18 protein-coding genes and 1 pseudogene are annotated in these 22,102 nt (G+C 29.9%); 18 read left to right on the forward strand and 1 reads right to left on the reverse strand.

Going from position 1 to position 22,102, the window contains the following annotated elements:
• Positions 1 to 120 precede the first annotated feature (120 nt).
• The 14 genes from ACTNAO_RS10425 (at position 121) to ACTNAO_RS10490 (ending at position 16,435) form a co-directional block, all read left to right on the forward strand.
• Positions 121 to 420, forward strand: coding sequence for a YerC/YecD family TrpR-related protein (locus ACTNAO_RS10425; RefSeq protein ID WP_441028851.1), 300 nt, complete (start codon positions 121 to 123; stop codon positions 418 to 420).
• A gap of 48 nt (positions 421 to 468) precedes the next feature.
• Positions 469 to 1,815, forward strand: coding sequence for a phosphoglucosamine mutase (glmM, locus tag ACTNAO_RS10430; protein WP_441046152.1), 1,347 nt, complete (start codon positions 469 to 471; stop codon positions 1,813 to 1,815).
• Between the two features lie 12 nt (positions 1,816 to 1,827).
• On the forward strand, positions 1,828 to 2,160 hold the full coding sequence (locus tag ACTNAO_RS10435) for a DUF2752 domain-containing protein (RefSeq protein ID WP_441028847.1): 333 nt from the start codon (positions 1,828 to 1,830) through the stop codon (positions 2,158 to 2,160).
• Positions 2,161 to 2,216: 56 nt separating this feature from the next.
• The gene (locus tag ACTNAO_RS10440) at positions 2,217 to 2,999 is read left to right on the forward strand and encodes an NINE protein (protein WP_441028845.1); all 783 of its coding nucleotides are present in this window, start codon (positions 2,217 to 2,219) and stop codon (positions 2,997 to 2,999) included.
• Between the two features lie 527 nt (positions 3,000 to 3,526).
• Positions 3,527 to 4,042: an acetolactate synthase small subunit gene (ilvN, locus tag ACTNAO_RS10445; protein WP_441028843.1), complete on the forward strand. Its 516-nt coding sequence runs from the start codon at positions 3,527 to 3,529 to the stop codon at positions 4,040 to 4,042.
• 20 nt (positions 4,043 to 4,062) lie between these two features.
• A complete protein-coding gene (gene cimA / locus ACTNAO_RS10450) occupies positions 4,063 to 5,658 on the forward strand; it encodes a citramalate synthase (protein ID WP_441028841.1) in 1,596 nt (531 codons plus the stop codon).
• Between the two features lie 16 nt (positions 5,659 to 5,674).
• Positions 5,675 to 6,934 (forward strand): 3-isopropylmalate dehydratase large subunit, encoded by a 1,260-nt coding sequence (gene leuC / locus ACTNAO_RS10455; protein WP_441028839.1) that lies wholly within the window; start codon positions 5,675 to 5,677, stop codon positions 6,932 to 6,934.
• A gap of 13 nt (positions 6,935 to 6,947) precedes the next feature.
• Positions 6,948 to 7,433 (forward strand): 3-isopropylmalate dehydratase small subunit, encoded by a 486-nt coding sequence (gene leuD, locus ACTNAO_RS10460; protein WP_441028837.1) that lies wholly within the window; start codon positions 6,948 to 6,950, stop codon positions 7,431 to 7,433.
• Between the two features lie 80 nt (positions 7,434 to 7,513).
• Positions 7,514 to 8,587, forward strand: coding sequence for a 3-isopropylmalate dehydrogenase (leuB, locus tag ACTNAO_RS10465; protein WP_441028835.1), 1,074 nt, complete (start codon positions 7,514 to 7,516; stop codon positions 8,585 to 8,587).
• An 83-nt stretch (positions 8,588 to 8,670) separates the two neighbouring features.
• Positions 8,671 to 10,332, forward strand: a complete 1,662-nt coding sequence (ilvB, locus tag ACTNAO_RS10470) for a biosynthetic-type acetolactate synthase large subunit (RefSeq protein ID WP_441028833.1) — start codon at positions 8,671 to 8,673, stop codon at positions 10,330 to 10,332.
• 175 nt (positions 10,333 to 10,507) lie between these two features.
• Positions 10,508 to 11,731: an EAL and HDOD domain-containing protein gene (locus tag ACTNAO_RS10475; protein WP_441028831.1), complete on the forward strand. Its 1,224-nt coding sequence runs from the start codon at positions 10,508 to 10,510 to the stop codon at positions 11,729 to 11,731.
• A gap of 154 nt (positions 11,732 to 11,885) precedes the next feature.
• Positions 11,886 to 12,314 carry a MarR family winged helix-turn-helix transcriptional regulator gene (locus ACTNAO_RS10480; RefSeq protein ID WP_441028829.1) on the forward strand — a complete coding sequence of 143 codons (429 nt, stop codon included), beginning with the start codon at positions 11,886 to 11,888 and terminating at the stop codon, positions 12,312 to 12,314.
• A 13-nt stretch (positions 12,315 to 12,327) separates the two neighbouring features.
• Complete coding sequence (locus ACTNAO_RS10485) at positions 12,328 to 14,586, forward strand: ABC transporter ATP-binding protein (protein WP_441028827.1); 2,259 nt, start codon at positions 12,328 to 12,330, stop codon at positions 14,584 to 14,586.
• Positions 14,579 to 16,435, forward strand: a complete 1,857-nt coding sequence (locus ACTNAO_RS10490; RefSeq protein ID WP_441028825.1) for an ABC transporter ATP-binding protein — start codon at positions 14,579 to 14,581, stop codon at positions 16,433 to 16,435. The genes ACTNAO_RS10485 and ACTNAO_RS10490 overlap by 8 nt, the downstream gene beginning before the upstream one ends.
• A 39-nt stretch (positions 16,436 to 16,474) precedes the next feature.
• On the opposite strand, the gene ACTNAO_RS10495 is transcribed toward ACTNAO_RS10490, so the two are convergent.
• Positions 16,475 to 17,827, reverse strand: a complete 1,353-nt coding sequence (locus ACTNAO_RS10495; RefSeq protein ID WP_441028823.1) for a DUF389 domain-containing protein — start codon at positions 17,825 to 17,827, stop codon at positions 16,475 to 16,477.
• A 503-nt stretch (positions 17,828 to 18,330) separates the two neighbouring features.
• Here ACTNAO_RS10495 and glmS point away from each other — a divergent pair.
• From glmS to ACTNAO_RS10515, 4 genes and pseudogenes are all read left to right on the forward strand, one after another.
• Positions 18,331 to 20,157, forward strand: coding sequence for a glutamine--fructose-6-phosphate transaminase (isomerizing) (gene glmS / locus ACTNAO_RS10500; RefSeq protein ID WP_441028821.1), 1,827 nt, complete (start codon positions 18,331 to 18,333; stop codon positions 20,155 to 20,157).
• 359 nt (positions 20,158 to 20,516) lie between these two features.
• Positions 20,517 to 20,969 (forward strand): annotated as a pseudogene (tnpA, locus tag ACTNAO_RS10505) (IS200/IS605 family transposase); the annotation flags it as partial.
• Between the two features lie 142 nt (positions 20,970 to 21,111).
• Complete coding sequence (locus tag ACTNAO_RS10510; RefSeq protein WP_441028819.1) at positions 21,112 to 21,675, forward strand: hypothetical protein; 564 nt, start codon at positions 21,112 to 21,114, stop codon at positions 21,673 to 21,675.
• 14 nt (positions 21,676 to 21,689) lie between these two features.
• The gene (locus ACTNAO_RS10515) at positions 21,690 to 22,058 is read left to right on the forward strand and encodes a DUF7674 family protein (RefSeq protein ID WP_441028817.1); all 369 of its coding nucleotides are present in this window, start codon (positions 21,690 to 21,692) and stop codon (positions 22,056 to 22,058) included.
• The last annotated feature ends 44 nt before the right edge of the window (positions 22,059 to 22,102 follow it).

A 22,102-nucleotide genomic window follows, 5' to 3' on the forward strand; every position in this document is an offset into this window, starting at 1 on the left:
CGACTGTGGAGTATCATATCAAATGCAAGTAGTTTTTATAACAAAAGCAGATACATTGAAACAGTAAAATTCTTAAAATGTTTATATTTGATTACATTTTAAGTAGCAGAGATAAAATTTATGAGTGATATAAATTCAAAACTTAAAAGTGAAGAAATGGATTTGCTTTTTAATTCAATATTACATTTGAATACAATTGAAGAATGTTATAGTTTTTTTGAAGATATTGCAACTGTAAATGAAATTAAATCATTAGCCCAAAGAATGCAAGTGGCAAAGTTTTTAAATGAAAAGAAAACTTACTCAGAAATAGCAGAAATAACAGGAGCAAGTACTGCAACAATAAGCAGGGTAAATAAATGTTTGAACTATGGAAGTGGTGGTTATTCTTTAATTCTTGATAGATTGAAGAAAAAGTAATAATATAAGTGTAGTTAAAAAATATTTTATCAAAGGTGAGGTAAATAAATGAGTAGAATGTTTGGAACAGATGGTGTTAGAGGAATTGCAAATAAGGAATTGACAGCTCAATTAGCTTATGGTCTTGGAAGAGCAGGAGCATATGTATTAACAGAAGGTGCTCATAAACCTAAGATATTAGTTGGAAAAGATACTAGAATATCTGGTGATATGCTTGAGGCGGCACTTGTAGCAGGAATATGTTCAGTAGGAGCAGAAGCTATAATGGTGGGAGTAATTCCAACACCAGCTATTGCACATTTAACAAGAAAGTATGGAGCAGATGCAGGGGTTATGATTTCAGCATCACATAATCCTGTTGAATATAATGGTATAAAGTTTTTTGATGAAAGAGGTTATAAATTATCAGATGATTTAGAAGATCAAATTCAAGAAGTTATTGAAAGCAATTTTAAAGACGTTCCATTACCAATAGGCGGAGAAATAGGTAAAAAAAGCATGGAAGTAGGAGCCCTAAGAGATTATATGGATTTTGCAAAAAATACTATTGCTATAAAGCTAAATGGACTTAAAGTGGCTTTAGATTGTGCAAATGGTGCATCTTATAAAGCTGCTGTTAAAACATTTAGAGAACTTGGAGCAGAAGTTTATGTTATAAATGATAATCCAGATGGAACTAATATAAATGAAAAATGTGGTTCAACACATCCAGAAGAATTAATGGATTATGTTGTTAGAAAAGGGTGCGATGTTGGATTTGCATTTGATGGAGATGCTGATAGGTGTCTAGCAGTAGATGAAAAAGGTAATTTAATTAATGGAGATTTTATACTAGGTATTTGTGGAAAGTATTTAAAGAGTATTAATAGGTTAAAAGATGATACTGTAGTAGTTACAGTAATGAGTAATTTAGGTCTTGATATAGCATGCAAAAAGCTTGGAATTAAAACTTTAAAAACTAAGGTTGGAGATAGATATGTTTTAGAGCAAATGGTAAATGGTAAATATGTATTAGGTGGAGAACAATCTGGTCATATTATATTCTTGGATTATAATACAACTGGAGATGGACTTGTAACAGCTCTTCAAATAGCATCTATAATTAAGAGAGAGAATAGTACATTAAGTGAACTTTGCTCAATAATGAAGGAACTTCCACAAGTTTTATCCAATGCAACAGTGCCTAATGATAAGAAAAATATATATTTAGAAGATGAAGAAATTAAAAATGAAATATCAAGAATTGAAAAAACGCTAAAAGGAAGAGGCAGAGTTCTAATAAGACCATCTGGAACAGAGCCATTAGTAAGAGTTATGTTAGAAGGAGAAAATCAACAAGAAATAAACGAACTTGCTGATAATTTAGCTAATATGATAATGGAAAAGTGCAATTAAGGAAATTATATAATGTCTAAAAAAGATGTTAAAATAATTTCAACGGTAGCAATTATAATATTAATTATTTATTTACTACTAGATATAAAGTGTCCCTTTAGGCAACTATTAAAAATACCATGTGCTGGTTGTGGAATGACAAGAGCTATAATTGAAGCTATGAAGTTTAATTTTAAAGGGGCATTTTATTATCATCCATTATTTTTTTTGATTCCATTTTTATTATTATTTTTTGTATTTTCAGGTAAATTAAGTAATAGGACTGTATATGTTTGCTTGAGTATTTTTGTAAGTGCTTTTATGATAGTTTATTTTATTAGATTATATATGGGCATTATCCCTTAAGTTTTATAAAATTTTGACGTTAATAAGAGTATTAAGAGTAAATTGGAGGTATAAATATGTTTTGTAAAGAATGTGGAAAAGAATTTAAAGAAGAAGAATCAAATGTATGTGATATTTGTGGCACAGCAAAAGGAGTTGGTTCAAATTACTGTGCAATATGTGGAGCACCACTTGATCCAGATGGGCTAGTTTGTGGTAATTGTGGCAATCCTATAAATGAAGCTACTTATGATAATGCTTCTTCAAATACTACTTATAACGATATGGCTGATAATACTTATAATGCTGATAATCAAAATTATAACAATCAAGAAACTAATAATGAACAGCTTAACATGAATAAGTCTTCTGAAAACCCTGGACTTAATATGAATAAGCCTTCTGATAATCCTGAGCTTAATATGAATAAAGATTATGCTCAAAATCAATATAATGGAGAGCAATATTATAATAATGGTCAGTATAATAATCAGCAATATGGTAATGGACAATATAATAATAATCAAAATTATAATAATCAATCTTATAATGGACAACCCTATAATGGCAATGCATATAATAATGGACAAGGGTTTTATAACAATAATGGATATGTTGAACAAAAGTCTAAGGTAGTAGCAGGCCTTCTTGGAATATTTTTAGGAGCATTTGGTGTTCATAATTTTTATTTAGGAAATAGCTCAAGGGGTCTTGTACAGGTATTAGTTTCCGTAATTGGAGGTATATGTACTTGTGGTATTGCAACAGTAGTAATTGAAATATGGGCATTTGTAGAAGCTATAATGATTCTTTCTGGATCAATTAATGTAGATGCTAATGGAGTGCCATTAAGAGATTAATATAAAGAACTGAATTTTCAGTTCTTTTTTTTATCAATTAAATTAGTAAACAAAACTTGCTTAATAAATTAATAAAATAAATCAATTACAAATAAAAAAATAGAAAAATAAATGTGCTGTTAAAAATAAATTTACAATTTAATATATTAATTGTTGACAATATAATATAAAAGAATTAAAATCTTAATATAGAAATAAATAGTTACTGAGTAAATTAAATGCTAAGATGGAGAAGGTTATTTAACTTTGCAAAAATTTAAGAGAGTCGGTGGTTGGTGTAAATCGGTATTTTTCGTTAAATAAGTATCACTCCTGATCAGTATCCAGAAAGCTTTATTGTTTAGCAATTTAGCAAGTAAGCGATTTCCAGTGGCATCCGTTATATGCAAGGGTTTGTTAGAATCTAGTGATATTTTGTAATTGGCAGAGTTTATCTCACCTTATGATGTATATCATTTGATGTTATATCATTATTGGTGGGTTTTTTTTATATTTTTAGTTGTCTGTATACAAGGAGGGAAATATTTTTGGAAGAACAATATGTATTATCAGTTTTAGTTAAAAATTCATCAGGTGTATTAAGCAGAGTTTCAGGGTTATTTTCAAGAAGAGGATATAATATTGATAGTTTAACTGTTGGTAGAACTGAAAATAAAGAAATTTCAAGAATGACAATTACATTAAATGGAGATATAGATGTACTAGAACAAGTTGTAAAACAACTTAACAAGTTAGAAGATGTTATAAGAGTTGTTAATCTTAAAGAATCAAATTCAGTATACAGAGAGCTTGTTTTAATAAAAGTTAAAGCTGATGCAGAAAGACGTGCGGCAATAAACGAGATAGTAAAAATATTTAGATGTAAGATTATAGATGTATCAGTTGATACATTAACTATTGAACTTACTGGAGATGGAAATAAAGTTTCTGCACTTATAAAACTTATGGAAGAATACGGAATAGAAGAACTTGTAAGAACAGGAGTTACAGCTCTTCAAAGAGGCGAAAATACAATAAGAAATACTAAGAATATTTTTGAATAATTTTTTATGGAGGTATATTAATGACTGACAGAAAAGTTAATATATTTGATTCCACATTAAGAGATGGTTCTCAAGGACAAGGAATATCTTTTTCTTTGGAGGACAAGCTAAAGATAGTAAAGATTCTTGATGATATTGGAATTGATTATATTGAGGCAGGAAATCCAGGCTCAAATCCAAAGGACATGGAATTTTTTAAGAGAATAAAAGATATTAAACTTAAAAATTCAAAAATTGCAGCTTTTGGATCTACAAGAAGGGCTGGCACAAAAGCAGCTGAGGATAAAAACGTCCAAAGCATTTTAAGTGCAGAAACAGACGTGGTTGTTATATTCGGAAAGTCATGGGATTTTCAAGTTACAGATATATTAAAAACTACATTAGATGAAAACTTAGAAATGATAAAAGATACGGTTAATTTCTTTGTTTTAAAAGGAAAAGAAGTTATTTTTGATGCTGAACATTTTTTCGATGGATATAAAAATAATAAGGATTATGCAATTGATACATTAAAGGCAGCAGCTGATGCAGGAGCAAGTACAGTTGTATTATGTGATACAAATGGCGGTACTATGCCAAATGAGGTTTGTGAAATTGTTAAAGATGTAAAAGAAAAGGTAGATTGTATAGTAGGTGTACATTGTCATAATGATATAGGTATGGCAGTTGCTAATTCAGTTATGGGCGCCATGAGTGGAGCAAATCATATTCAAGGTACATTTATAGGAATTGGAGAAAGATGTGGTAATGCTAATTTAAGCACAATAATTGCTACACTTCAATTAAAACTTGGATATGATGTTTTAGACAATGAGGCAATAGAAAAACTTACAAATACAGCTAGGTATATTGCAGAAGTTTCTAATATTACATTAGAAGATGAAATGCCTTATGTAGGAAGTTCTGCTTTTGCTCATAAAGGTGGTATGCATATTGATGCAGTATGTAAAAATTCAAAATCATATGAGCATATTGAACCTGCAAAAGTAGGTAATGCAAGAAGATTTTTAGTTTCTGAAGTAAGTGGAAAAAGTATGATTTATTCAGAAGTAAAAAAAATATTCCCTAATATTACAAAGGATAATAAGGAACTACAAAAAATTACAGATAGATTAAAAGAACTTGAATATGAAGGATATCAATTTGAAGGTGCTGAAGGTACAGTTGAATTGATTATAAGAAAAATAATGGGCAAATATAAACCATTTTTTAAGCTTAATCATTTTAAAGTTTTTTCAGAGCAACCTGAAAGTAATGATGATTTTTCATCATCAGTAATAATAAATGTTACAGTTGATGGTAAAAGAGAAATTAGTGCAGCAGAAGGTGATGGACCTGTAAATGCCTTAGATAAGGCACTTAGAAAAGCACTAGAGGTTTTTTATCCTCAATTAAAAGAAGTAAGGCTTGTAGATTATAAAGTAAGAGTTTTAGATTCTGAAAGTGCTACTAAGGCTAAGGTTAGAGTATTGATAGAATCAACAGATGGTATTGAAAGTTGGAGCACTGTAGGCGTTTCTAGAGACGTTGTTCAGGCAAGCTGGATAGCACTTGTAGATTCTATAGAATATAAATTAATAAAAGATATAGAAAGAAAAGTAAAAGCATATTTTTAGAGGAGATGATTTTAAAATGGGTATGACCATGACACAAAAAATATTAGCAGCTCACGCTGGACTTGACAGTGTAAAAGCTGGACAATTAATCGAGGCTAAATTAGATTTAGTATTAGGTAATGATATAACAACTCCAGTTGCTGTTAACCAATTTAAAAAATTCAATACAGATAAGGTGTTTGACACAGAAAGAATTGCTATTGTTCCAGACCATTTTACACCAAATAAGGATATTAAGGCAGCAGAACAAGTTAAGTATATAAGAGAATTTGCAAAGGATAAAAAGATTAAAAACTTCTTTGAAGTTGGTCAAATGGGAATAGAACATTGTTTAGTTCCAGAAAAAGGACTTGCTGTTGCAGGTGATGTTGTAATTGGTGCTGATTCTCATACTTGTACATATGGAGCTTTAGGTGCTTTCTCAACAGGTATAGGTTCAACAGATATGGCTGCAGGTATGGCAACAGGTCAATGTTGGTTTAAGGTACCATCAGCTTTAAAATTTGTTTTAAAGAATAAACCAGCTAAATGGGTTAGTGGTAAAGATATTATATTACATATCATAGGAATGATAGGTGTTGATGGAGCATTATACAAATCAATGGAATTTGTTGGAGATGGTTTACAATATCTTTCAATGGATGATAGATTTACTATGGCTAATATGGCAATTGAAGCTGGTGGAAAAAATGGTATATTCCCAGTAGATGATAAGACTGAAGAATATTTAAAAGAACATGCTCAAAGAGAATGGAAGAAGTATGAAGCAGATGAAGATGCAGAATATGATGAAGTTTATGAAATAGATTTAAGTACATTAAGACCAACAGTTTCATTCCCTCATTTACCAGACAATACAAGAACAATTGATGAAGCTGCAGGAGTTAAGATAGACCAAGTTGTTATTGGTTCATGTACAAATGGTAGAATGACAGATTTAAGAATTGCAAGAGATATAATTAAGGGTAAAAAGGTTAATCCAGAAATTAGATGTATTGTAATTCCAGGAACTCAAAAGATATATCTTCAAGCTTTAGAAGAAGGTATTATTAAAGATTTAGTAGAAGCAGGAGCAATTGTTTCAACTCCAACTTGTGGACCATGTCTTGGTGGTCATATGGGAATACTTGCAGCAGGTGAAAGAGCCGTTTCAACTACTAACAGAAACTTTGTAGGAAGAATGGGACATGTTGATTCTGAAGTTTACTTAGCAAGCCCAGCAGTTGCAGCTGCATCAGCATTAACAGGAAAGATCACTGATCCAGAAACAGTTTAGGAGGAATAATAAGATGAAAGTAACAGGAAATGTTTTTAAATATGGTGATAATGTAGATACAGACGTTATAATCCCAGCTAGATACTTAAATACATCAGTAGATAAAGAACTTGCAGCACACTGTATGGAAGATATAGACGCTGATTTCGTTAAAAATGTAAAAGATGGTGACATTATAGTTGCAAATAAGAACTTCGGATGTGGTTCTTCAAGAGAACACGCTCCAATAGCAATTAAAGCATCAGGAGTAAGCTGTGTTATTGCTTCAACATTTGCAAGAATATTCTATAGAAATGCCATAAACATTGGTCTTCCAATATTAGAATGTGAAGAAGCTGTTAAATCTATTGATGCAGGAGATAAATTAGAAGTAGATTTTTCAACTGGTGTTATAAAGAATTTAACAAAGAATGAAAGCTATCAAGGTGAAGCATTCCCAGAATTTATGCAAAAAATAATCGATAACGATGGATTAATTGGATATATAAGAAACAAATAATTGTTTGTTACAAATAATTTAGATAAAAATAAAGCCTATTTTTATAGGCTTTCTTATAAAATATAATGGAGGTTTTTAGTATGAAATACAATATAGCAGTAATACCTGGTGACGGAATAGGTCCAGAAATAGTAGATGCAACAGTTCAAGTTTTAAATGCAGTTGCAGCTAAGTCTGGAAATAGATTTGATTATGAATATGTTTTAGCAGGAGGATGTGCAATTGATAAATTCGGTACTCCATTACCAGAAGAAACATTAGAAAAGTGTAAAAAAGCTGATGCAGTACTTCTTGGAGCAGTTGGAGGACCAAAATGGGATGATCCAAATGCTAAAGTTAGACCAGAACAAGCTTTACTTGGATTAAGAGGTGGTCTTGGATTATACTGTAACTTAAGACCAGCTGTATTATATGCACCACTTAGAAATGCATCTCCACTAAAGGATAGCATAATTGGTGATGGTATAAACATACAAATAGTAAGAGAATTAACTGGTGGTATTTACTTCGGAGAAAGAGGAAAATGCGATGATAACGGAGTTCCAGCTGCTTACGATACAGAAAAATATAACGAAAACGAAGTTAGAAGAATAGCTAAAATCGGATTTGAAGCTGCAATGAAGAGCAAAAAGAAAGTTACTTCAGTAGACAAAGCTAATATACTTGAAAGCTCAAGATTATGGAGAAGAGTTGTAGAAGAAGTTCATAAAGATTATCCAGAAGTAGAAGTTAACCACTTATACATTGATAATGCAGCAATGCAAATGGTAAGAGATCCAGGTCAATTTGATGTTATAATAACTTCAAATATGTTTGGAGATATATTATCAGATGAAGCTAGTATGGTTACAGGATCTATAGGAATGCTTCCATCAGCATCACTTGGAGAAAATAGTTTTGGTATGTATGAACCAATTCACGGAAGTGCTCCTGATATAGCAGGAAAGGGAATTGCAAATCCACTTGCAACAATTCTTTCTGGTGCTATGATGCTTAGATATAGCTTTAACTTAGATGATGAAGCTAAGATGATTGAAAAAGCAGTTCTTGATGTTTTAAATGATGGTTTAAGAACTGGAGATATAATGAGCGAAGGAATGAAGCTTGTTAATACTAAAGAAATGACTAAAGCTGTTTTAGATAAATTACAATAATAAAATATGAAGTTAAAGGCTTCTAATTTGTATAATTAGAAGCCTTTAACTAATATAATTTAATTAAGGGGGTTGCTACCTAAATGTTATTAACTGGAGCAGAAATATTAATTAGATCCTTAATAGATCAAGGCGTTGATACAATATTTGGCTATCCTGGTGGTGCTGTTTTAAACATTTATGATGCTCTTTATAAACATAAAAATGATATAAGGCATGTATTAACATGTCATGAGCAAAATGCAGCTCATGCAGCAGATGGATATGCTAGGGCTACTGGTAAAGTAGGTGTATGCCTTGCAACATCAGGACCAGGTGCAACTAATCTTGTAACTGGTATTGCAACAGCACATATGGATTCAACACCACTAGTTGCTATAACAGGTAATGTTACTATTCCACTACTTGGAAAAGATAGTTTCCAAGAAGTTGATATAACAGGAATAACAATGCCTATTACAAAGCACAATTTTATTGTTAAGGATGTAAATAAACTTGAAGATGTTATAAGAGAGGCATTTTATATAGCACAGGAAGGAAGACCAGGTCCTGTACTTATTGATATTCCAAAAGATGTTACAGCCAACAAAGCTGAATACCATGAATATATACCAAAGGAAATAGTAAGGGATAAGAAAACAATAGATGAAAAATCATTAGATGAAGTTGCACAAATGATAAATGAAGCAGAAAGACCTTTTATATATGCAGGTGGTGGTATAAAAATATCTAAGGCTTGCAAGGAACTTGCAGAGTTTGCAAAAAAGATAGATTCACCAATAGCAACTACACTTATGGCACAAGATTCTGTTAGAAATGAAAATCCATTATATACTGGTATGATAGGAATGCATGGGACAAAAGCATCTAATATAGCTGCTACAAAATGTGATTTATTTATAGCAATTGGTGCTAGGTTCTCAGATAGAGTTATAGGAAAACCAGAGCATATTCAAAATGCAAGAATAGTTCATATAGATGTTGATCCAGCTGAAATTAATAAAAATGTTAGAGTAGATGCTTTTGTTGTAGGTGATGCAAAAAGTGTTTTAGACAAATTAATTCCTAAAGTAGAAGAGAAGAAGCATACTGAATGGGTTAATAAAATTGATTCGTTAAAGGTAAAACCAGAAATAGACAAGGAAAGATTAACACCAGAATTCTTATTTGATAGTTTAAATAAGCTTAATGATGGTAATATTATAGTATCAACAGAAGTAGGTCAACATCAAATGTGGGCTGCTCAGTATTTTGATTTTAGAAAATCAAGAACATTTATAACATCAGGTGGACTTGGAACAATGGGATTTGGTCTTGGAGCAGCAATAGGTGCACAAGTGGCTTGTCCAGATTCTCAAGTTATTAATATTGCTGGTGATGGAAGCTTTGGAATGAACTGTAATGAAATAGCTACAGCAGTATCAAACAAACTTCCGCTTATAATGATTATTATAAATAATAATGTCCTTGGTATGGTAAGACAATGGCAAGATCTTTTTTATGAAGGAAGATATTCTGAAACTACATTAAATAGAAAAACAGATTTTGTTAAGCTTGCAGAAGCTTTTGGAGCTAAAGGATATAGAGTAACAAAGAATAGTGAGCTTGAAGGAGTATTGAAAGAAGCTCTTAAGAGTAAGGAACCAGTATTAATTGATTATGTAATTGATTGTGATAAGAAGGTATTTCCAATGGTAGCACCTGGAGCACCTATTAATCAAATAATAACTGAAGAAGATTTATAGTAAAATTACAATAATGGCAAGAAAGTAACAGGGTTATTTTCTTGCCATTATTATTTCATGAAAATATGAAATTTGTAAAAACATTATGTCAAAATGCAATAAGAAAAGAAATAATATGATATAATTGTTATGTGAATTTTGTGAAAATTTATGGTATATAATTGGGGTGGAGATTTTGGATATTTTTTTGGCAAGACAGGCAATATATAATAGAAATTTTAAAGTTGTAGGGTATGAACTTTTATTTAGAAATTCAGAAGTAAATAGATTTGATGTAAATGTAAATGCTGATGAAGCTACACTAAAGCTTATATCTAATTGTTCAGCAATAGGATTAAATGAAATAACTAATAATAAAAGAGCATACATAAACTTTACCAAAAAGCTTCTTTTAAATTATACGCCTAAATTTCTTCCTAAAGAAAAAATAATTATTGAGATTTTAGAAAATATAAGACCTAATGCAAAGGTTCTTGATACTATGAAAAAATATAAAAATCAAGGTTATGTAATGGCATTAGATGATGTATCTTTAGATACAAAATATCTTGAATTTGGATCATTAATAGATATATATAAAATTGACTTTAAGAAAACAACAAAAGAAGAAAGAAAAAAACTTCTTGATGATATATCATTTATAAATCCATTAGCAAGGTTTTTGGCTGAAAAAGTAGAAAATGATGATGATTATAATGAAGTTACAGAAGAGTCTAGATATTTATATTATCAAGGCTATTATTTTAGCAAACCTATTTTAGTTTCAGCAAAAGATATTGCCTTAAGAAATAAAACATGTTTTCAGGTTATGACTGAACTTTTAAATGATAATTTTAATGTAGATAAAATAGAAAATATTATAAAATCTGATGTGGGAATTAGTTTTAAACTTATAAAACTTTTAAATTCTGCAGCATTTTCCTTTGTGCAGGAAATAACATCTATAAAGCAAGCTATAGTTTTATTAGGAAGAGAAGAACTTAATAAATGGATAACTTTAGTTGGAATAAGTGAAATGGAAAGTAAAAATGACGAAGAAATGACTAGTAGCAATATTATTAGAGGCAGATTTTGTGAATTGATAGCTAAAGAGGTTAAGCCTGAAATCAGTAATTTGTGCTTTATGGCAGGTTTATTTTCTAATTTAGATTCATATATGGGAAAAGATATGAAAATAATATTAGATGATATGCCCCTTAAACAAGAATTAAAAGTAGCTTTATTAACTGGAGATAATGAAATAGGATATATTCTTAGACTTGTTAAGGCTTATGAAAAAATGTACATAGAAGAAATAGATGTTTACACTAAAGTATTAAATATAAAAAAAGAAAAATTAATCGATATATATTTTAAGTCAATTGAATGGTCAAATAATATGTTGTCAAAGTATTATTAAAAAATATTAAAAATAGCTATGCCTTTTATTTAGCATAGCTTAAATTGTTTAAATAAGCACTTAAATTCTAATTATTAGAAAAAAGTTGCAAATACTATATAATAGTATATAATATTAATTAGTCGACTAATTAATTTAGGGGGGTGCAAAATATATGGATAATACTGACATATGGAAAATCTTTGGCCATATTGGTAAACTTCATTTTTTGAGAAATCAAAGACAATTAGATGAATTAGGTCTTTATCCAGGGCAACCTCCTCTTTTAACATTGCTTTTAAAAAAGGATGGTCAAAGTCAAAGAGAAATTGCAAAACTTTTAATGATAAAGCCAGCTACTGTAAATGTAATGATTAAAAGAATGGAGAAAAGTGGATTCTTACGAAAAGAGCAAGATGTTCAGGATTTAAGAATTTCAAGAATATTTATTACCGATGAGGGAAAAGATTTAGCAAAAAAGCTTTGTGAGATTCATAAGGAAGGCACAGATGAATATTTAAGAAATTTCACAGAGGAGGAAAAAGAAGAATTGTACAATTTATTGTGCAAAATTAGAGATAATATAATTAAATATACAAAATAGAGGAGGATAATAAATGCTAAAGTTAGTAAAGTACTTAAAAGATTCTGTATTTTCAGTAATATTAATTATTTTGCTTTTAGTTTTGCAATCAGTTTGTGATTTATCATTACCTGATTACACATCGAAAATAGTTAATGTAGGAATACAACAGGGAGGTATTGAAGAAGCAGTACCTGACGTAATTACAAAAAGTGATTTAGATAATGTATTATTATTTGTAGATAATGATGATAAGGAAAAAATTCTAGATAATTATGATTATTTAGATAAAGAGGAACTTTCAGATAGTAAATTAAGTGATTATAAAGAAAAATATCCTTTAATTGAAGATGAACCTCTTTATGAAATTAAAGACATTAATGAAGATGAAAGAAAAGAGTTAGAAGATATCTTGAAAAAGCCTATGGTAGCTTTAATGGCATTTGATTCTAGTGAAGATATGAAAGATCAAATTAAAACTCAGCTTTTGAGTAATATGCCAGAGCAAGCACAGGCTATGTATAATGATAAAGATGTTTTTGATATTTTAAAAACTTTGCCACAGGAAGCAGTGTCAGGCATGAAAGAAAGTATGGATGAAAAGCTTGATGAAATGCAAGACAGTATATTAGATCAAAGTGCAGTTTCATATGTTAAGTCAGAATATGAAAAAATAGGATTAGATATGGGTAAAATAGAAAAAACATATCTATTTAAAGTTGGAGGCATAATGCTTGGTATTGCATTTGTTTCTATGGCTGCAGCAGTTTTATCTGGATTTATTGCTTCAAAGGTAGCAGCTAAAATTGGTAAAAACCTTAGAGGTAAGGTATTTAAGAGAGTAATGGAATTTTCAAATGAAGAAATGGACAAATTTTCAACTGCATCATTAATTACTCGTAGTACTAATGATATTCAGCAAGTTCAACTTCTTATGGTAATGCTTTTAAAGATAGTATTTTATGCACCTATTATAGGTATTGGAGGTATTATAAAAGTATTTAATACAAATCTTTCAATGTCATGGATAATAGGAGTTGCAGTTGGTGCAATACTTCTTGTAGTTGCTTTCATGTTCATAATAGTTATGCCTAAGTTTAAAATTGTTCAAAATCTTGTAGATAGATTAAATTTAGTATCACGTGAAATACTTACAGGACTTTCAGTAATACGTGCTTTTAGTACAGAAAAATATGAAGAAAAAAGATTTGACAAGGCAAACAGGGATTTAACAAAAGTAAATTTATTTGTTAATAGAGTAATGTCATGTATGATGCCTGTTATGATGTTTATTATGAATGGTATTGCAATACTTATTGTGTGGAATGGTTCAAAAAGTGTTGATGCAGGAACAATGCAAGTTGGGGACATGATGGCATTTATTCAATATACAATGCAAATTATTATGGCATTTTTAATGATATCAATGATTTCAGTTATGCTTCCAAGAGCTGCAGTTTCAGCAGGGCGTATAGATGAAGTTATAGATACTAAACCTACTATATTAGATCCTGAAAAGAATAGGCATTTTGAACCTTCTAAGAAAGGCGTTCTTGAATTTAACAATGTATCATTTAGATATCCACAGGCAGATGAAGATGTATTATCTAATATTAGTTTTACTGCAAAACCTGGAGAAACAACAGCATTTATAGGAAGCACTGGTAGTGGTAAAACAACATTAATTAATCTTATTCCAAGATTTTATGATGTTACAAAAGGTGAAATATTATTAGATGGAGTTAATGTTAAGGATGTTTCACAACATGATTTAAGAGAAAAGATAGGATATGTACCTCAAAAGGGTGTATTATTCTCAGGTACCATAGAATCAAACTTAAAATATGGTAGAAAAGATGCAAATATTGATGAAATAAAAAAAGCATCTTCTATTGCACAAGCAACTGAATTTATAGAAGCTAAAGAGGAAAAATATAATTCTCCTATAGCACAAGGTGGTTCAAATGTTTCTGGTGGTCAAAAACAAAGACTTTCAATTGCAAGAGCTATAGTAAAAAGACCTGAATTTTATATATTTGATGATAGTTTCTCAGCTCTTGATTTTAAAACAGATGCAGCACTTAGAAAGGCTTTAAATAAAGAAACTGGAAATAGTACAGTACTTATAGTTGCCCAAAGAATAAGTACAATTTTACATGCAGATCAAATAATTGTTTTAGATGAAGGTAAAATTGTTGGAAAGGGTACCCATAAAGAACTTTTAAAGAATTGCGAAGTTTATAAGGAAATAGCTTCATCACAACTTTCAAAGGAGGAGCTAGAAAATGAGTAAAGAAAACAGACCTAGAAAAAGAGGCCCAATGGGTGGTGGACCTGGAGCAATGGCTGCAGGCGAAAAAGCAAAAGATTTTAAGGGAACAATGAAAAAATTACTTTCTTATCTTGGTAAATATAAAATTGGAATGATAATTGCAATTTTATTTTCAATAGCAGGAACAGTATTTTCAATAGTAGGACCTAAAATATTAGGTAAAGCAACAACAAAAATATTTGAAGGATTAATGTCAAAAATATCTGGAGACGGTGCTGGAATTGATTTTGAAGCTATAGGTAAAATTCTTTTAGCTTTAATAGCATTATATGTTGTAAGTCTTATATTTTCTTCTATTCAAGGATTTATAATGAGTGGTGTTGCGCAAAAGGTATCATATAATTTAAGAGATGAAATATCTAAAAAGATAAACAGAATGCCAATGAAATATTTCGATACAAAAACTCATGGTGAAGTATTATCAAGAATTACAAACGATATTGATACATTAAGTCAAAGTTTAAATCAAAGTTTATCACAGCTTATTACATCAGTTACCCTTATTATTGGTGTAACAATAATGATGTTATCAATAAGCGTTTCTATGACTGTAGTAGCACTTTTAGTACTTCCTATATCTCTTGGATTTATAGGTTCAGTAGTAAAGAAGTCTCAAAAGTACTTTAAAGATCAACAAGAATTTTTAGGAAATGTTAACGGTCAAGTTGAAGAAGTATTTGGTGGCCATAATGTTGTAAGAGTATTTAATGGTGAAGAAGATGCTATAAAAACATTTAATGAAACAAATGATAAATTATATAAATCAGCTTGGAAATCACAATTTTTATCTGGTCTTATGATGCCTATTATGACTTTTGTTGGAAATCTTGGATATGTGGGAGTTGCAATACTTGGAGGGTTCCTAGCAATTAAAGATGTAATAGAAGTTGGAGATATTCAATCATTTATACAATATGTAAGAACATTTAATCAACCTATAGCACAGCTTGCACAAGTAGCAAATTTAATGCAATCAACTGCAGCAGCTGCTGAAAGAGTATTTGAATTTTTAGAAGAAGAGGAAGAAGATCAAACTGTAGAAAATCCAGTTAAAATTGATAAGCTTGAAGGAAATGTAGAGTTTAAAAATGTTCACTTTGGATATAATGAAGATAAGATAATAATTAACGATTTTAGTGCAAAAGTAAAATCAGGTCAGAAGATAGCTATAGTTGGACCAACAGGTGCTGGTAAAACAACTATGATAAAGCTTCTTATGAGATTTTACGATGTAAATTCAGGAGCAATACTTATTGATGGTCATGATGTAAGAGATTTTAATAGATCTGAACTTAGAGAAATGTTTGGTATGGTACTTCAAGATACATGGCTTTTTAATGGTACAATAAGGGATAACATAAAATATGGAAAACTTGATGCTACAGATGAAGAAGTAAAAGAGGCAGCTAAAGCTGCTCATGTTCATCACTTTGTTTCAACTCTTCCTGATGGATATAACATGGTATTAAATGAAGAAGCAAGTAATGTTTCTCAAGGTCAAAAGCAATTATTAACAATAGCTAGAGCTATACTTGCTGATCCTAAAATACTTATACTAGATGAAGCAACAAGTTCAGTTGATACAAGAACAGAAGTACTTATTCAAAAGGCTATGGATAATTTAATGAAAGGAAGAACAAGTTTTGTTATTGCACACAGGTTATCCACAATTCGTGATGCAGATTTGATTCTTGTTATGAAAGATGGGGATATTGTAGAGCAAGGTAACCATGAAGAACTTCTAAAGAAGAATGGTTTTTATGCAAACTTGTATAATTCACAGTTTGAAAAGGCTGATGAAGCAGTTTAATTATAAAAAATGTGCTTAAAATATTTTAAGCACATTTTTTTATGATATTTCTTCCATTATTTTAATATTATATGTAGTTTCAGTTGATGCTTTTATCCATGAAGTAATTTGATTTTTTTCTTGATCTGTTAGTGCAGCTGGTAATGATAAAATTAAAACTAAATCAGTATTTGAACTATTATTAGATGTATCATAAGAATGCTGTGTACCAATAGAGCAAGATTTTATTTGAGGGTATAAGGCTTTTAATTCTTTAGTTATTTTTTCATAATCAAATTTTTCGCTGTCAAGTTTTGAAAGCTGTGCTTTATAGGCTATATTTTCTGACTTTAATTTTTCTAGTTCATCTTTATTATCAGTATTATCAATTTCTTTTGCAATAAGCTTTTCTATTTCGTCTGATGTTATTCCATCAGAAACTTCAGTTTGTGTTACATGTAGTTCTATATTTGAAAGATTATAATTTGATAAGTCATTTTGAAGCTTTTTAATTGTATTATCATCTATTCTCTTACCTAAAAGAGCAACTTCAAGTGTATTATTATCTTTATCAACTTTATATTGAACAAGTTGTGTATCTTCAAAATCAAATTCATTATTTATATAGTTATTAACATTATTATCAAACATACTATCTATCACAATATCCCAGGCAAATATTACACTTGGTATTATTGTAACAATGGCAATAATTTTTATATTTCTATGAAGTCTTGTACGAGCCTTTTCATTAATAATTTCTTTGCATGGAAGTTTTAATAGTCTCATTACAATAATTGAAGTTAAGCATATAAAAAATCCATTTATAAAGAATAAATATAATGCACCTAAGAAAAATTTTAATTGAAGAGTTGCAAGACCGTATCCTGCAGTACAAAGTGGTGGCATTAATGCTGTAGCAATAGCAACGCCTGGAATAACATTACCTTTTTCCTTTCTTGTTAAACCTATAATACCAGCAAAACCACCACAAATAGCAATTAAAACATCCCATATTGTAGGGCTTATTCTAGCAAGAAGTTCAGAGTGGGCTGTGGATATAGGTGAAATTGTAAAGTATAGAGCAGAGGTAACTATACATATAGTTACTTGAAATGTAAGCCTAAAGGCAGCAAGTTTTGCAAAGGATAAATCATCAGTAGCTATACCATAACCAATTGCAATTATTCCACCCATTAGTGGGGATATAAGCATGGCGCCAATAATAACTGCTGTGGAATTCATGTTAAGACCTATGGATGCTATAAATATTGCAAGAATTAATATACACATATTAGTACCTTGAAGTTTAGAACCTGATAATATTGAAGAACGGATTTCTTCTGGAGAAGCATTATCCCATTTTAAACTAAATACTTCTCTAAATCTTGCATGTATTTTTTCTGAGTTCATTTATTTTATTACACCTCTCATTAAAGATATATTTTCTTAATAAAAAATAGTATACCATAATATTTAACAATAATGTTAATTGCTTTCCTTAATATTAAAGTTAATAATAAAAATAGATGGTGTTTTTTAAAAAACATTAGATATGGACAATTAAAAAAAATATGATAGAATGAATAATATGGCATAAAGTAAAGTATAATAAGGAGATGGTATATGAAAGTAAGTAAATAAAAATTAAGAAAAAAGCGCCAGAACTAATAATATATATTTTATTAGTTGACGAGGATGGGGAGTATCGAAATTTTCGGCGGATGTCCCACGGTATCACACACTACCGTAAACGACTGGTAAAGCTATAAAGTGATTTATAGTACAAATTCAGTCAGGTGTTAAAACTTTCATTTTTAAGGCTTTTAGACTCTAGGATTATTATGCCTTATTTTAATTATGTAGCTTGGGTGAGTTTTAATAATGAAAAATAATTAAATGGAAGGAAGAAAAATATGTGTGGAATAGTAGGTTATGTTGGAAATAAGCAAGCAACTTCATTTTTAATAGAAGGATTGTCAAAATTAGAATACAGAGGATATGATTCAGCTGGTGTAGCTGTAGTTGAAAATAATCATGTTAGTGTAGTTAAACGTAAAGGTAGACTTAAAAATTTAGAAAAGGATTTACAGGCAACTCCACTTAAAGGTACAGTGGGTATAGGACATACTAGATGGGCTACTCATGGCGAACCATCAGATGTTAATTCACATCCACATCAAAGTTCAAAGGGTGATATTACTGTAGTTCATAATGGAATTATAGAAAATTACTTAGAACTTAGAGAATGGCTTAAAGGTGAAGGATATACATTTTCATCTCAAACAGATACAGAAGTAGTGCCTAATTTAATAGATTACTATTATGAAGGTGATCTTTTTACTGCAGTTGTAAAGGCAACTGACAAACTTGAAGGTAGTTATGCTTTAGGTGTAATATGTGGAAATGAACCAGATAAATTAATAGCAGTAAGAAAAGATAGTCCATTGATAGTTGGAATTGGAGAAGGTGAAACATTTATAGCATCTGATATTCCAGCTGTAATAGCTCATACAAGAGATGTATACTTATTAGAAGATAAGGAATTTGTTGAAATAACTAAAAATGGAGTTAAATTATTAAATGCTGATGGAACTGAAATTAAGAAAGATATATATAAAGTAACATGGAGTCAAGATGCTGCAGAAAAGGGTGGCTATGATTCATTTATGTTAAAAGAAATTCATGAACAACCTAAAGCAATTACAGAAACTATGCGTGGCAAAATTTCAAAAGATAATGGAATTAATTTTAATGAATTTACTTTAACAAAAGAAGAACTTGAAGCAATAGACAGAGTGTTTATAGTAGCTTGTGGTACTGCATATCATGCTGGGCTTATGGGAAAAGTTACAATAGAAAAACATGCAAAAATTCCAGTAGAAGTAGATATTGCATCAGAATTTAGATATAGAGATCCGCTTGTTACTAATAAATCACTTGTTATATCAGTAAGCCAATCAGGAGAAACTGCAGATACATTAGCAGTTCTTAGAGAATGTAAGCGTAAGGGAGCAAAAACTCTTGCAGTTACAAATGTTGTAGGAAGCACAATTTCAAGAGAAGCTGATCATGTTATATATACTATGGCAGGACCTGAAATTGCTGTTGCATCTACAAAGGCATATACAACTCAGCTTATAGTAATGTATGCATTAGGTCTTTATTTTGGCGAACTTAGGGGAACTTTAGATAAAAATATTGAAGAACTTATAATAGAAGGTTTATTAGAAGTACCAGAAAAAATAGAAGATCTTCTTAAAAATGAAAGCCAAATTCAAGAAGTTGCAAAAACTATATCAAGTGCAAAAGATTTATTCTTCTTAGGAAGAGGAATAGATTATTCTTTAGCTTTAGAAGGATCATTAAAACTTAAAGAAATAACATATATTCATTCTGAAGCATATGCAGGTGGTGAACTTAAGCATGGACCTATAGCTTTAATCGAAGAAGGCACAAAAGTTATAGCATTACTTACTCAAGAACAACTTAGGGACAAAATGGTAAGTAATGTAGTAGAAGTTAAGGCAAGAGGTGCTTATGTTATAGGTGTTGCATATGAAGGAGATAAACTTGATCCATCTGTATTTGATAAAGTTATATATATTCCAAGAATATCAAATAGGGTTGCACCAATAGTTGCAGCTGTAGCCCTTCAGCTTTTAGCATATTATACTGCAAAAGAAAAAGGATATGATATAGACAAACCAAGAAACTTAGCAAAATCTGTAACTGTAGAATAATTTTGCCAACCAAATAAGATATTTTTGTAGTTTTTAAACAAAGTCTAAATATTTTAAATAAAGTTTCAACTTTTTAAATAAAGTCTCACTTTTTTAAACAAAGTTGAATTAAAACTAGAGATAAAGTTAATACTAAATTTAGATGTTTAGTATTAACAAATATAGAGCTTAGAAGGCTAGACATTTTTGAATATGAAATGTCTAGCCTTTTTCTTGTCTATAAAACCACTAAGCTCTGCTAGTGGAGAATATGGCTTTAGCTCTGCCCAGAAAATAGAAAGACTATAAAGAAAAAACCTCCTATGTTAAAATGTTAGCGACTGACAATCGCAAATAATAACATAGGAGGTGTCGTTGTAGTGAACGACATAGATAACTTAACACATACTAAATGGAGATGTCAATATCATATTGTATTTGCTCCAAAGTATAGAAGACAAATAATATATGGAAAATATAAAGTTGAAATTGGTAAGATATTAAGGGCAATTTGTGAAAGAAGTGGAGTTGAAATAATAGAAGCAAATGCATGTCCAGATCATATACATATGCTTGTTGCAATTCCACCGAAAATGAGTGTGTCAAAATTTATAGGAATATTAAAAGGAAAAAGTAGTTTGATGATTTTTGATAGATTTGCAAATTTAAAATATAAATATGGAAATAGGCATTTTTGGTGCAGAGGATATTATGTAGATACAGTAGGAAGAAACAAAAATGCAATACAAAAATATATACAAAATCAACTTCAAGAAGATCAAATAGCAGGGCAGATAAGTATGAAAGAATATATAGACCCGTTTACGGGTGAGCCGGTAACAGGATTATTATCAAAATTAGACTTAACAATGTCAGAAGGCAATATAGTAAAAGTTTTAAGGCAAAGAATATTCTTAAAAGAATGCTAATTGTGTAGATGATTTAGTAAAGGCAGGAATAAAGTCTTCTGATGATTTGATAAAAAATGGTATAATAAATGCAGATGATTTACTAGCAAAAGGAATAACATCAGCAGATGATTTAAGTAAGCTAGGATTTTCTTCAGTAGATGACTTAGTTAAGTTAAATATAATAGGTGAAGAAGAATTAGAAAAGCTAGGACTTAATTCTGTAGAAGAATTAAAGAAGATTGGAGTAACTTCTGGGGATGATTTTGCTAGGATTGGGTTTAAAGGTTGTAGCGAAATAAATAAAACAAGAGTACAAAATATATTAGATACTATGCCTGAATTAACAGGGACTACTAGAGAAAAGCTATTATCAGCAATACAAAATCAAAAGTTAAGTAAAATAGCAAATGAACTTTATAGAAAAGGGGCAATAATAGGTGATGGTGGAACAGCAGCAGTTTTAGTTGATGAATTTAGTAAAGGTAGTACTAAACATTTAAAAAAGGCATGCGAAAGAGTGAAACAATTAAAAAAGATTATTAATAGTAATGAGTTAGGATTAAATGATTTGGATATTGCAGAAGCTTTGGTAACTGATTTAGAAGAAGCAATTAATCTTTTTGAATAGGAGGAAGTGTAAGGATGAGTAAACAATCAGAAGAGTTTTTTAGAGTAATGCAAGAATTTTTGCCATCAACAAAGAATAAGTATAGAGAGTCAATAGAAGAATATGGAGAACTATTAGAAACTGTTGTAATAGAAGATATTTTTATGCCAGATATTATTAAATTAATAAATGATAATAAGGATGTTGACTTATTAAATAATATTTTTGACTATTTTGAAGAAGTATCTAATTGTAAAGATGAGGACTTAATTAACATATTTTCAACAACTGTATTGGAAATATTAGGAAATGACAAAAAAATTCTTACGACTGCACAGAAGTATATGGGACCTAAAACTAAATTTCTTCAAGTTGAAGCTGATAGAAGTTTAGGAAGAATATAATTATATAGACATTATTTCAGTTAATTTATAAGTCAAGATAATTT

Source organism: Clostridium sp. HCP1S3_C6 (genome assembly GCF_052066735.1).
In the GTDB taxonomy this organism is placed as follows: Bacteria; Bacillota; Clostridia; order Clostridiales; family Clostridiaceae; genus Clostridium.

Bases quoted from the DNA above. Each gene is read 5' to 3' on its own strand.
- ACTNAO_RS10425 (WP_441028851.1), top strand. From the start codon at position 121: ATGAGTGATATAAATTCAAAACTTAAAAGTGAAGAAATGGATTTGCTT.
- glmM (WP_441046152.1), top strand. From the start codon at position 469: ATGAGTAGAATGTTTGGAACAGATGGTGTTAGAGGAATTGCAAATAAG.
- ACTNAO_RS10435 (WP_441028847.1), top strand. From the start codon at position 1,828: ATGTCTAAAAAAGATGTTAAAATAATTTCAACGGTAGCAATTATAATA.
- ACTNAO_RS10440 (WP_441028845.1), top strand. From the start codon at position 2,217: ATGTTTTGTAAAGAATGTGGAAAAGAATTTAAAGAAGAAGAATCAAAT.
- cimA (WP_441028841.1), top strand. From the start codon at position 4,063: ATGACTGACAGAAAAGTTAATATATTTGATTCCACATTAAGAGATGGT.
- leuC (WP_441028839.1), top strand. From the start codon at position 5,675: ATGGGTATGACCATGACACAAAAAATATTAGCAGCTCACGCTGGACTT.
- leuD (WP_441028837.1), top strand. From the start codon at position 6,948: ATGAAAGTAACAGGAAATGTTTTTAAATATGGTGATAATGTAGATACA.
- leuB (WP_441028835.1), top strand. From the start codon at position 7,514: ATGAAATACAATATAGCAGTAATACCTGGTGACGGAATAGGTCCAGAA.
- ilvB (WP_441028833.1), top strand. From the start codon at position 8,671: ATGTTATTAACTGGAGCAGAAATATTAATTAGATCCTTAATAGATCAA.
- ACTNAO_RS10480 (WP_441028829.1), top strand. From the start codon at position 11,886: ATGGATAATACTGACATATGGAAAATCTTTGGCCATATTGGTAAACTT.
- ACTNAO_RS10485 (WP_441028827.1), top strand. From the start codon at position 12,328: ATGCTAAAGTTAGTAAAGTACTTAAAAGATTCTGTATTTTCAGTAATA.
- ACTNAO_RS10490 (WP_441028825.1), top strand. From the start codon at position 14,579: ATGAGTAAAGAAAACAGACCTAGAAAAAGAGGCCCAATGGGTGGTGGA.
- ACTNAO_RS10495 (WP_441028823.1), bottom strand. From the start codon at position 17,827: ATGAACTCAGAAAAAATACATGCAAGATTTAGAGAAGTATTTAGTTTA.
- glmS (WP_441028821.1), top strand. From the start codon at position 18,331: ATGTGTGGAATAGTAGGTTATGTTGGAAATAAGCAAGCAACTTCATTT.
- ACTNAO_RS10515 (WP_441028817.1), top strand. From the start codon at position 21,690: ATGAGTAAACAATCAGAAGAGTTTTTTAGAGTAATGCAAGAATTTTTG.